The sequence below is a fragment of the Paenibacillus sp. PastF-3 genome, from assembly GCF_029893135.1.
In the GTDB taxonomy this organism is placed as follows: Bacteria; Bacillota; Bacilli; order Paenibacillales; family Paenibacillaceae; genus Paenibacillus_AQ; species Paenibacillus_AQ nitricinens.
This window is the reverse complement of sequence record NZ_JARXWM010000001.1, coordinates 667074-680040: the sequence shown is the minus strand read 5'-3', so window position 1 is coordinate 680040 and position 12967 is coordinate 667074. Positions and strand designations below refer to the sequence as shown.

11 protein-coding genes are annotated in these 12967 nt (G+C 39.7%); 1 reads left to right on the top strand and 10 read right to left on the bottom strand.

The window, feature by feature from the left end; translation table 11 throughout:
* Positions 1–49 precede the first annotated feature (49 nt).
* The 6 genes from treC to M2444_RS03105 form a co-directional block, all read right to left on the bottom strand.
* Positions 50–1750, bottom strand: a complete 1701-nt coding sequence (gene treC, locus M2444_RS03130; RefSeq protein ID WP_280786245.1) for an alpha,alpha-phosphotrehalase — start codon at positions 1748–1750, stop codon at positions 50–52.
* A 334-nt stretch (positions 1751–2084) separates the two neighbouring features.
* Entirely contained in the window at positions 2085–3266 is a 1182-nt protein-coding gene (locus M2444_RS03125; RefSeq protein ID WP_094875025.1) for a NupC/NupG family nucleoside CNT transporter, read from the bottom strand.
* 15 nt (positions 3267–3281) lie between these two features.
* Entirely contained in the window at positions 3282–4586 is a 1305-nt protein-coding gene (locus M2444_RS03120) for a purine/pyrimidine permease (RefSeq protein ID WP_280786244.1), read from the bottom strand.
* A 45-nt stretch (positions 4587–4631) separates the two neighbouring features.
* A complete protein-coding gene (deoD, locus tag M2444_RS03115) occupies positions 4632–5339 on the bottom strand; it encodes a purine-nucleoside phosphorylase (protein ID WP_280786243.1) in 708 nt (235 codons plus the stop codon).
* A gap of 160 nt (positions 5340–5499) precedes the next feature.
* The gene (locus M2444_RS03110; protein WP_280786242.1) at positions 5500–6933 is read right to left on the bottom strand and encodes an AcpB/EbpR/MafR family transcriptional regulator; all 1434 of its coding nucleotides are present in this window, start codon (positions 6931–6933) and stop codon (positions 5500–5502) included.
* A gap of 120 nt (positions 6934–7053) precedes the next feature.
* On the bottom strand, positions 7054–7605 hold the full coding sequence (locus M2444_RS03105) for a biotin transporter BioY (RefSeq protein WP_094875023.1): 552 nt from the start codon (positions 7603–7605) through the stop codon (positions 7054–7056).
* 246 nt (positions 7606–7851) lie between these two features.
* On the opposite strand from M2444_RS03105, the gene M2444_RS03100 reads away from it, so the two are divergent.
* Positions 7852–8829 carry a biotin--[acetyl-CoA-carboxylase] ligase gene (locus M2444_RS03100; RefSeq protein WP_280786241.1) on the top strand — a complete coding sequence of 326 codons (978 nt, stop codon included), beginning with the start codon at positions 7852–7854 and terminating at the stop codon, positions 8827–8829.
* A gap of 171 nt (positions 8830–9000) precedes the next feature.
* On the opposite strand, the gene M2444_RS03095 is transcribed toward M2444_RS03100, so the two are convergent.
* From M2444_RS03095 to M2444_RS03080, 4 genes are all read right to left on the bottom strand, one after another.
* On the bottom strand, positions 9001–10350 hold the full coding sequence (locus M2444_RS03095) for an MATE family efflux transporter (protein ID WP_094875021.1): 1350 nt from the start codon (positions 10348–10350) through the stop codon (positions 9001–9003).
* A gap of 244 nt (positions 10351–10594) precedes the next feature.
* Complete coding sequence (locus M2444_RS03090) at positions 10595–11278, bottom strand: MarR family winged helix-turn-helix transcriptional regulator (protein ID WP_094875020.1); 684 nt, start codon at positions 11276–11278, stop codon at positions 10595–10597.
* A 221-nt stretch (positions 11279–11499) separates the two neighbouring features.
* Positions 11500–12015, bottom strand: a complete 516-nt coding sequence (locus M2444_RS03085; protein WP_280786240.1) for a PadR family transcriptional regulator — start codon at positions 12013–12015, stop codon at positions 11500–11502.
* Positions 12016–12053: 38 nt separating this feature from the next.
* Entirely contained in the window at positions 12054–12902 is an 849-nt protein-coding gene (locus tag M2444_RS03080; protein ID WP_280786239.1) for a sialate O-acetylesterase, read from the bottom strand.
* Positions 12903–12967 lie beyond the last annotated feature (65 nt).

The following is a 12967-nucleotide window of genomic DNA, read 5'->3' as shown; positions in this document are numbered from 1 at the left end:
TTTTCACTCCTTACATATTTGATTTGTGCTCCTACTCAAGTACACTTCGTTAGCGGGTTAACCACATATAGGAAGCATAAGGACTAAGCTGAAGCTCTTGTGTTAATGCAGATGTTTCTGTTGTATTTCCAATCAGAAGCTTGTCTTTACCAGATGATAACTCTGCCCAGTGACTTTCTTCAAAACGGAAGGTAATCTCTTTGCTGCTGAAGTTCGAGACCACTACAAGCGACTCTCCATCTCCTGTTCTGGCGTAAGCGAACACTTCAGGATGACCATTATCGAGTCTCTTGAAAACACCTTCAAGGAATATCTCATACTCCTTGCGTAGTGCAATCAGCTTGCGGTAATGATGAAAGATGGAATCGGGATTTGCTAGCTCCTTCTGCACATTAATGTCCGAATACCGCTCATCAACTTTCAGCCATGGAGTACCTGTGGTGAATCCGGCATTTCGGCTTTCATCCCATTGCATCGGCGTACGGGAATTGTCCCGTGAACGTTCCTGAAGAATACTCAGAGCAGTCTCAGGGCTTTTCCCCTGTTCGCACAAAATACGGTACATATTCAGTGACTCAATATCACGGAACTCATCGATGCTCTTCCATACCGGATTTGGCATCCCGATTTCTTCCCCTTGATACACATAAGGTGTTCCCTGAAGTCCATGCAGAGTTGTTGCAAGCAGCTTGGCACTCTCTACACGGTAGACCTTATCATCAGTGAATCTGGAGAGGGCACGCGGTTGATCGTGATTATTAAAAAATAATGCGTTCCAACCCCGGCCTTTCTGCATTTCCGTCTGCCACTCTGTGAACAAGCTTTTCAGCGCCTCAAAATCAAAGGGCATTAGCTCCCATTTCTGTCCGTTCGGATAATCGACTTTTAAGTGATGAAAATTAAAAGTCATGGAAAATTCCCGCTCTTTAGGACTCGAGTACCGGATGCAATGCTCCAGTGTAGTTGAGGACATCTCTCCGACCGTCACCATCTTATACGGACCGAATACCTCTTCATACATCGCTTTGATGTATTCATGGACCCGTGGACCGTCAGTATAGAATTTACGTCCATCCCCCGGTGAAACACTTCCGTCATCATCAGGGAAGCGCTGATCCTTGGAGATTAAATTAATTACATCCATTCGGAAGCCGTCTACACCTTTTTTAGCCCAGAATAGCATCATATCATTCACTGCTCTACGTACCTTCTCGTTCTCCCAATTCAGATCCGCCTGGGTTTTATCGAAGAGAGTAAGATAATATTGTCCCGAAGCTTCATCAAACTGCCAGGCTGGCCCCCCGAACTTTGACTGCCAGTTGTTGGGGAAGCCGCCGTCCGGAGCCGGGTCCTTCCAAATATAATAATCACGGTAGGGATTGTTCCTGCTAGAAATGGATTGTTTGAACCACTCATGTTCTGTTGAAGTATGGTTAACCACGATATCGATCATGAGCTTCATTCCAAGTCTGTGTAGTTCCTGTACTAACTCGTCGAAATCCTCCATCGTACCAAAATCCGGGTTGATATTTTCATAATCCGCAACATCGTAACCGTTATCATGTTGTGGCGAGACATAGACCGGCTGCAACCAGACGATATCAATTCCAAGCTTCTGCAAATAATCTAATTTTTCAATAAGTCCTTTAATATCTCCTGTTCCGTTGCCTGTAGTGTCCTTAAAGCTCTTTGGGTATACCTGATACACCGTAGATCGGCGCCACCATTCCGAATACTGGGACTGACTCAAGTTGAACACCTCCAAAAAAATACTTTATGTCAAACATTAAACCTGTATATACAAGTTCAAACACTTCACACAGTTTAAACCTGTATATACAGGTTGTCAATACTTTTGCTATCAAACCTTCTGACGGTTCTTCTTTTATTAACCCATTTGATATCGATGATTTCTTCAGGCGTTAAATTCATTAGACTAGACAGACAAAAAGCCGCTTTTTGAGCGGCTACCTGAAATTGTACAAAAAAACAGGATACCTATTTCTTAATACAAGTAAGGTATCCTGTTCCTATTTTTTATTTAGTTTTTTAAGCTTTAGCTTCATTTTGACCTACAGGTTCAATTAAAAAATGATACCGATGATCAGAGCAGATAAAACGCTTACAAGTGTGGCACCAAATAACAGTTTTAAACCAAATCGTGCCACAATATTCCCTTGTTTTTCATTCAATCCTTTCACAGCGCCTACAATCGTACCGATTGATCCAAAGTTAGCAAATGAGATTAGAAACACGGAGACAATGGCGGTAGTACGCCCACTTAAACCATCTTGGATCTTAACAAAGTCAAGCATAGCAACGAATTCATTCGCAACAAGCTTTGTGGCCATGATACTGCCTGCATCAACAGCTTCATGCCATGGGACACCGATAAGAAAGGCAATGGGTGCAAAGACATACCCTAAAATTCCTTGAAACGAGATACCGAATACTCCGCTGAAGACCCCGTTAATTAAAGCAATGATCCCAACGAAACCAACCAACATTACACCGACTACTATGGCTACTTTAAAGCCATCCATAATATACTCGCCTAGCATTTCAAAAAACGTTTGTTTTTCCTCTAACTGAACCTCAACAATATCTTCTTCAGGTGTAACTTCATACGGATTAATGATGGATGAGATGATGAATCCGCCGAATAGGTTTAATATTAACGCAGCCACGACATACCGAGGTTCTAGCATCGTCATATATGAACCAACGATTGACATGGATACCGTCGACATTGCAGATGCACATAATGTATACAATCGATGTTTTGGTAATAATCCAAGCTGGTTTTTCACTGAAATAAACACTTCATTTTGTCCTACAATTGCGGCTGCAACTGCATTATAAGATTCCAATTTGCCCATGCCATTTATTTTACTTAGTACCAAACCAATATATTTGATAATGAACGGGAGTATTTTGTAATGCTGCAATATCCCAATTAATGCCGACATAAAAACAATTGGCATCAAAACATAAAGGAAAAATGTATGGGCCCCTTCATTTGCAATCCCACCAAAAACAAAGTCAGTCCCTTCATTGGCGTATCCAAGCAATTTTGCAAAACTATCGGCAAACCCTTTAATTAAGAATTCACCTATACTTGTTTTTAGTATAATTAATCCCAAACCGATCTGAATAGCAATCATTACAATGATGGGTCGATATTTAATCTTTTTCTTATTGTTACTTCCCAGCCATGCTAGTAATAGAACAATAACCAAACCAGCAATAGAAATTAGATAATGCATTTTTAGCCCTCCAAATTATCGGTTAATTTTTTCGGAATCCTCATATCGGAATGAATCTTTCCACATTAACCCTTGTTCCAAAATAATCGCCAACAGGCTTCCGCATATTAATCCATTATTTAAAATGGCTATCACGATCGGAGATAAATGGGCCGTAGCTGATGAAGGAATAAACATTAAACCCACACCCACTAAAAGGGAAATTCCACTAACGATAAATGTTCGTTCTTCATGAATGACCTTCTTCAATTCCTTTAGTGCTAGTCCGACCATCTTCACAAAAATGACGAAGGTAACGGAATAGCCTATGGGAGCTGGAATCGCTGATATAACATTCATCATTGGCGGAAATAAGGATATTAAGATCACAAAGCAACATCCAATTAAAAATGATCTGCGCTCCTTCATCCCTGTTTGTTCAACATATCCCGCCGCTCCCGAGATAGGGACAGAACCGACCGCTCCTAAACCGCCACTAATAAGATGCGTAATTCCAGAAGTAAACCCGGCGCGCAAATAACGACGATGATCCACTTGCTTTTGTTTCATAACGGTCTCCATCAAACGGATGGACGCAACTGCATTGGTTATTAATAACAGAGTTAATAAAAATGCAGTAGTGATCGTCCCGGCATCGAATCGTGGTCTGCCAAATGGGAATATTTTCGGTAGCTTAAATAGAGTATCCGCATGAGAAAACACAGGTATATTACCGCAGATAATAAATAATAGGCAGCCTATCAATATACTGAAAATTATTGAAAACTGGCTGAGTACTACAAAGCGACTTTTTCCTAACCAAAAGGTAATGCATACCACAATCACACTAAGGATGAATACTTTAACATCTAACATGGAGTGGGCTATGGTAATCCCCATCATCCCTTTCATAAAAGATCCACTTAATTGAAAGATCAATAAAAGTAAATAAATAAAAGTGATGGTTGGAGTAAATAGACGAGCGATTTTATCCATTAGCTTAAATGCTGAAATTAGGATAAATAACACACCGCTAATGATCATTGCCCCACTTAAAGCTTGTAAAGCACCATTGTTAGAAGAATAAAGTCCCCCCACTAAACTTGCGTAAATCGTAAAAATGCTCCACCATAACCCTGCCGGACCTTCATGAATAGGGAATTTATGACCTATCAGACCTTGTAAAAATCCAGCTATCCCTAAAGTAATCAATGTGCTCTGAATGAGTCCAGAGGTCTCCAGTGGCGTTAAGTTATATAAATCTGCGATTGCAATGGGTGCGGCAATTGCACCTGCGATCATAAAAATCATCCACTGCAATCCTGACAGCATTACCCTCATTTCTTTCTCACTCTCTTTTCTAACCCCACTGCTCTTATCAATTAATTAGCCTTCAATGACTGTGTTAAGCGCTATTTCGACCATTTCATAAAAGGATTGTTCACTTTCTTGATGAGTTAGGTGTTCCTGTCTTAACAATTGACTGCCCACTGTCAAAATCGACAATGCTTTCACACCATATTTTGCGGCTAAAGTATATAGGGCTGTGCTTTCCATTTCTACCGCCAATACACCGAAATCCATAAACTTATGAAGTCGATCTAAGGTTTCACGATAGAATTCATCAGAATTATAGATGTTACCAACAAAAACATTTGCCTTTTTACTTTGTACTTGTTGATACGCTTTCATTAACAATGAGAAATTTGCCGTAGGTGCGAAATTACAGCCATGGAAGATTTTCTCCGTCATATTACTGTCTGAAGACACCGCTTGGGCTAATATAATATCGCGGATATTGATGTCTGCCTGCATCGCGCCACATGTACCAATACGAATCAATTTCTTAACCTCATAATCCACAATCAATTCTGTTGCATAGATACTCATCGATGGATTTCCCATCCCTGTCCCTTGAACCGACACCGGCAGACCTTTATATAAGCCAGTGTATCCGTACATCCCTCTTACTTCGTTATAACAATAAGCCTCCTCTAAAAACTGTTCTGCTACAAACTTTGCACGTAAGGGATCTCCTGGGAGCAGAACACGCTCTGCGATTTCTCCCTTATTTGCACCTAAATGCCTACTCATAGTTCTTCCTCCAACTTTTATTAGTAAACTGAGGGTTACCGAAATCACTTTCCACTTGCCTTCAAGTAAATCAGTTTCGAAACTAGATTGAGCATAAGGTTTTTTAACAATACAAACTAGACCAAAATCTTACGTAGGTAACGGAAAATAATTGGTCAAATTATAAAAGCAGTTCTTTACGAATATTGTTCAAGTCTCTTTTAGAGGGGATCGTAGAAATAATAACAACAGGTACTGTCTTTAGTGCGACCGGGATATTACTAATGACAAGGTCAATATTATTTTGCTGCATGATCTCGTCGGTTAGCCCTTTCATGATAGAAGTATTAAGGATCAACTGATCGCCTATCTCCTTCTTTATCAAATCTGCTATGTAATGACGAATTGAAAATTCTTCCCCAATCACTAAGAAAGCCCTTTTACTTTTATAACGTAAACTTGAACGAACAATTAAGGTTAGCTTTGTTAAATGAAAATGATTAAACAGGACGGAAGGATACGTTTTATTCCATGTTTGCATACAAGTTTGCAATTCTTGATAGATCTGCTGGCACTCCTGTTGAACATATGTCGTTAAATGACTTTTTGAAATCATCATCCATTCCGGAATGGCATTTTCGATTAACAGCTTGTCAAAGAACCCGTAAATCTCCAAGATAAATCGTTCATGCATATCCAAGTTCGGGTATACCTTTGCCAACAACAGGAGAAGCAGATTCCCCATTTGATATTCTTCTTTATCCTTATGTAATTCGACTTCTTTAATCGGAGTGATCTCTGACCCCTCATAATAATGATATTGGCTGAGACTAACCATGGATTGCATAAAGAATATTTCACTCTTTGGAAATTCGATGAACAGCTTTTCTTCAAGACGCTCTGCTATGGCTTTCACTGGTATATAAAACATCCCCTGTTTCCATGGGTAAGCATTTTCGTCGATTGTTACACAAGTTCCTTTAGCAGCTCTTTCTATTACAATTGCCAACAAAAAGGACAATTTCCTTTTGGAATTGATAAAATATACTATGTTATTCTCATTTTCTATATTTGTGATCAACTGATTTATATAGGCAAAATCGAGATTCACAAAGGGCCATCCTGTAAACTCATACGCATCACAATATAAATTCCAATAAAAATATCGAATATTCATTTCATTCCCTTTGATCGCAGGTGTAGAGTAACTAATGCGTAGCTTATACGCTTTTAGATCATTATTATTTAATTCCACAATCAGCTTCTTCAAAGATGAGGTACTCATAAACATGGCTTCAGAAAGCTCTTCCACAGACATTCGACCAGCATTCGTAAACAATAAATTCATCAGCCGATAAAAAATGGTTTGTCTGAACATAGAAGAAATCACTTCACTAATCGTACTTCGCCCATCACGTCGAAGAATAATTCCCTTTCCTCTAGACACTTCAATGGTTACAGTAGAGGGTAGTTGCTTGCTGATTTCCTCCACCATCTTCCGTATTGTCTTATCTGAGATCCCTAAACTTTTTTCCACTTCGGCTAAGGTATACCATCTTTGTTCCGTATCAAGCAGCGTTAATAGTTGGCTGGCTAAATTAAATCCCTTATCCATGGTTATCCACCCTATTTCAATTTCATTTTAATTTTTATAGTATAAACAAATTCACATCTATAACCCTAATATTTTTCAATAAAAAAACTCGGGTTTCATTTACCCGAGTTTCACATCACATTATATTTGTGTTTTTTCTTCAATAGGGCTAATTGCTTTCAGCTGCATCGTTATAACGGCTGCAATAACGGCTTTGATGATGTCTCCCGGAAGAAAGGCCAATGCTCCGACAAGACCGGCCCATATCGACGTATTTGTTATCAATGCCATGATAGGGGCGCCAATCAGACTCACTAGTAATACACCAAAGATCAGGTTGATTACTATCAGCTTCCAAGTTCGGACCTTCGGCCAGATTTTTTCAGAATACCAGCCGATAAGACCGGCCGCGATCGGGAAGCTAAATATGTATCCAGCAGAAGGACCAATGAGCACTGCGATTCCGCCGCGGCCACCAGTCAGTACAGGCAGTCCAATGGCTACCAGAATAATGAAAATGACTAGACTGAGGGCGCCCATCCGTTTCCCCAGAAAACATCCAGCTAACATTACACCAAGCGTCTGGGCAGTGATCGGAACGGGGATGAAACCGAGGGGGATGGGTGGAATCATGCCCAGCACCGCGATAAGTGCTGCGAATAATGCAGCATAAATAAGTTCTTTTGTCTTCAAAAAATTGACCTCCATTGGATATAAATAATTGTATTCTGGTTAGTAAATACGTCCAGTAAGCTGAATTATAATGGAGATATTCATGATTGTAAACCATAATATTATTTATAGTTCACAATCGAATAAAATACTAAACTTGAGTTTTTCCAATTGTTATATAGAATTAGAGTATTCAGTCGCAATTATTGGATGTTAATATATTCGATGGATTTTGGTCGGAGAGTTATACTTTTGGAGGTTAAGTTCATGACAGTAAAAGAACATATTCTTGCCTTGCTCGACAGTAATAAGGGTGAATACTTTTCCGGCGAGGAAATAGCCGTTCAGTTATCCGTGACGCGCAGTGCGGTCTGGAAAGCCATAAAATCGTTACAGACAGACGGATATTCCATACAAGCTGTAACCAATAAAGGGTATTCCATGTCACCTCAAACAGATATCCTATCTGCCAGTGCAATTTCAAAATATCTGAATACCCAGGGGCAAAAGTTACGAGTAGAAGTCTTTAAGACAATATCTTCAACGAATGAAGCCGTGAAAAGCCTTGCCTCAAATGGAGAAGCTGAGGGTAAGGTAATCCTTTCCGAAGAACAGACCGCTGGGCGCGGGAGAATGGGCCGGAAATTCTTTTCTCCACCGGGAACAGGAATCTATATGAGCATCCTGCTGCGTCCCAAGTTGTCAGCAACAGATTCCGCTCTGCTAACCACTTGCGCCGCTGTTGCTGTTGCCCTTTCTATCGAGAGTGTATCCGGTAAAGAAACACAGATTAAATGGGTGAATGATGTCTTCATGGAAGGTAAAAAGGTGTGCGGGATTCTTACTGAAGCATCCGTGTCACTGGAAAACGGCTGGCTTGATTATGCCGTACTTGGTATTGGTATCAATGTAGCACTACCGTTCGACGGCTTTCCTAACGACCTTACCGAGATTGCAACAACTGTAATTTCTGAAAATAATTCTTATGGTGATCTCCGCAACCGACTGGTAGCAGAAGTACTGAACAATTTTATGGGATATTATAAGCAATTAAAGGACAGATTGTTTCTTTCCGAATATAGAAAACGGTTAATTTCACTTGGCAAACCCGTAACAGTGATAAAGAATAATGAACAGCTTAAGGCAACAGCCCTTGATATCGATAACGATTGCCATTTGAAAGTCAGATATGAGAATGGTGACGAGGAATATCTTTCAAATGGAGAAGTCAGCGTTAAAATTTAGCTGTTGTTCTTTTTAAGATAGGCTAGCTTATGACGTTTTCGCAAAAGAAGCCACCTACAAGATGGCTTCTTTTGTGTATATTATTATTGCATATTATTTTAGCAGCGATTCTTCCTACGGGCAAAAAAAAAACGGAGTTTAAATAAATCGGTTCCTTTTTCGCTTATTCTACTATGCTAAAGCATCTAAATCTGGTTGCATCTTGTTCCGAAGAACATACAGCATGATGGCACCAACCAGGAAGGCAACGGCATCCGAAATGACGAGCGACCAGATCACACCATGAAAACCATTCATTTGATTGGCTATATACAACACAGGGATCAGAGTAACCCCTTGAATAATTGACATTATAAACGCAGCAGTTCCTTGCGCTGTAGCTTGGAAGATCCCGGTAAACAACGAAGTCATTCCTGTAATGAACAACGATAAGAATGTCACATGCAGAATATAGCTGCCCATTTCAATTAATTGCAGGTCATTCGTAAATAAGCCAATTAAGTGGTCGGAAATCAGATAGACGATAACGCCGAACACGACAGCTAAAGCTATAATCGCTTTGATCGTGAATCCGATGGTATGCTTCATGCGTAATTTATTCGCTGTAAAAGAGAAGGCAATGAGCGGTACGACACCCTCGCATAAACCCATCAGAATGCACTCAGGTAATTGCAATAAACGTGATGAAATTCCGAAGCCGGCTATGGCTTGATCTCCATATTCGACAAGAAAATGGTTCAATACGAGTGACATTGCACCCAAGAAGATACTCATAATAAAGACGGGAACTCCGATTTTGAATACATTGCTCAGTATTTCCTTGGTAGCTTTGAACCATTTTAAAGAGATAGTTAAGAATTGGCTTTTATAACCCAAATGGTAGGCGTAGAATGTGCTAGCAACCAAGTTAGAGATGACCGTAGCCGTCGCAACACCAATCACGTCCCAATGGAAGACGAAGATAACTAGCGCATCAAGAATAATATTCACGACGACACTTAGAATCATCCCGATCATCGATATGATTGCTGAACCTTCCGAGCGCACGATATTCTCAAGTGTGAAGCATAATACAACGAATGGTGAGCCGATAAGCATAATCGTTACATAGTCCTTTGTAAATCCGAAGGAGTCGGGCGTCGCTCCCAGGCCATGAACTATTGGATCAATCAACGGGAGGCCAACAGCCATCACGATAAGACCGATTACTAAACTGCTGTAAAAAGCGAATGATGATACATGCTTTACATCATCATATTTTTTCTCCCCTAGCAAGCGGGAGATAAATGTACCACTGCCCATGCCAATCAAGTTTCCTAGCGCCATAATGATCGCGAATAACGGCAAGGTTAGTGCAAGTGCGGTTAACATAGCCGTATTGCCCAGTGTGCCAAGGAAATAGGCATTCAATATTGAATATATGACACTCATTGACATGCCTAACATCATCGGTATACCGAAGTGAGCGACGGCTTTTGCGATAGGTGCTTTTTCAAAGTAATGGAGGTTTTCTGCGTCCATGTGGGTCACCACTTTCTTCATTTATTGGGTACTTAAATTACTTAGAATTCTAACTATTAATTAAATATGAACCATAACGCAGCAACAACCAACCCCATACCGTAACAACAACTTTACAGGGTTGGTGTGCGAAATTGGACTGTTCTTCAGTATCCAAGAAAGTACGTCATTATGCTTCCTTTGCCGTTCATCTTTCTCTTGTGAAAGGCTAAGCCACTGCTACTGTTTGTGGAAAAGACTCTGCTTACTTATCGTCCGAATCAGGTGACTTGTCTGGTGATGAATTTCTGCCATCTCTGGAAGGCCAGACGAATCCGCGCATGTCTCGATGCCCTTCCCCGCCAAAGCCAGGGAACCTTCCGCTAAAGCGTTCGTCCCTAGAATTCCCCCACATTCTTTGCATTTGTCCACGCATGGCCATTAATTTTTCGAATTCCTCTGTACCCATACGCTCCTTTGCGGCCTCCATCCACATTGCCATTACATCACGTTCTCCGTCCGTTCCAAGCTCTTCTTCTAAAGCCATAATTACGCGGGTTAAGTAATCCCCGAAAGCAACCTGCTCTTCTGAAGATAGGCTAGAAAATATGTTGACATTGTCTATCTCTTGCCCCTCTTCCTCTTGTCCTTTTTGGGTTAGGTAAATCAACATGATGCGTTTGTCTGTTTCTGATGGCTTACGGGTGATATATTCAGCTTTCTCCAATTTTGCAAGCAATTCATTGAGGGATGATACACGGATGTCCAGCATATAGGATAAATCTTTGGTGCTGATACCATCTTTCATCCGGAGAAATGCCAGTATCCTGCCTTGCCCGCGGGATGTGTCAGCCATAGGGCCCACAGCAGCGTGTGTTTTTAAGTGTTGTCGTTGCAGCAGCCATTGCAGTTTCGCGAGTTTTTCATATAATTCAGTATTCATGTCCATATTGGGTCCTCCATAAAGTTTTTATGGTACCTGTTAATCTTTGTGACGGTACCTGTTGGTTTTTATTATAACGGTACCTGTTAGATATGTCAAAATGTTTTTTACAGGTACCGTTAGCATGTTGCTGATTGTTACCGGAGCCTTGTCTAAAAAACTTGCAAACAAAATAAAGAACCCACACGGAGCGCGGGTTTCTTATAGGACTATTTAGTGATCAGTTTTCAATTTTTTATATCTTCAAGCAATCCTTCAAACCATTGAACATTTACTACATGGTGGGAAAGTGAATTTTCTAACATTTTTTTAAAATAAGCAGTGATATTTTCATCGTTCTCAAGAGATAGCTGTATTAAAAATATCTTATTCTTAGTTTGTTCAATTTGTATTTCTATTAATTTAGTTAGCTCTTCTTTTTTATATTCATCTGAAAATAACATGGCTACATAAAAAGATAGGTTTATATAGTCTGTCTTAGACCCATATTTGAACATCAACTTTTCAAACTCTTTTTCCCCTAATTCAGTGATGTTATAATTATGCGTCTCTCTGGTGTTGTCTCTTTGGTCAACTTTTACAATATACTTTTTCTCTACTAATTGCCCAAGATTATAATAAAAAGACCCTTTGGTGAAACTCACTATATATTTATAGTGTTTTTCTTCCATTAAGGATAACAATTCATAACCGTGAGCCCCTGGATTTTGTTTTAATAATCCTAAAATTAGCAATATTATCAACTCAGCGCCTCCGTCAAAATGCTACTAGGTATTATATTTTACTCATTGTTGATTTGTACAAACTGGGCTTGAAATTCATCAAATGATATTTTTCCTAATGCAAAATCCATGCTCAATATATACATTTTTTCCGCTTTAGTGTGTATTCTTGCATTATGGCGACTTAACAACTCATGTTCATTAATTAGCGGCTCAAGTACATGTTGCTTATTAATAAAGGCTTCAAAATATCGCAATCCAAATTTTCTTTGAGATATTGCATCGATATGAATACCATCCGGATTAGAAGTTAATCCTGAAGCTGTAACAAAGTAACAATCATCTTGTTCAAAAGCATATTTTTGTAACTCTTGATTCATCAACTCATATTCAGTACAATGTTTCCCGAACCCATCTTTGCCTAAAAAATCCCCTAGGCCACCCATTATAAATGGAATATTTGGAGCATCTAACTCTTTTCTAAGCGCCGTAAATATTAAAAGTAATTTCTGATAATAGACTTTGTAGTTGCCATTACTACTATCACTTTCTCCTTGATGCCATAAAACCCCTGATAATTCACTATTTTGCATAGCAAATTTAGTTTCTTGTAATGCATGTTTAAAAAGCGCCCCATCTACAGCCCATTCATCAATGCTGCTCCCACCCTCAGCACAAGGAATTAAGCCAATGATGTCTTCTTCATTTTCACGACACCATGCATCCGCAAATGATCCAGCCAGACTTATTCCTGAAACAGGACGGTCATAATTAATAGGTTCAGCCATCATTTGCCATCTACCATTACGTAGCATTTGGATTCTCTCGTTATAAATTGGGGGTACTTCATGTATAAATCCTCGTCCAGCCATATTTGACTGTCCAATCATTAGAAATGATTTGATCATTATTCTCATCCTCTCTTCAATAGTCTAATTAGACTGTTTATATTATTAGTCTAATTAGACTAAAT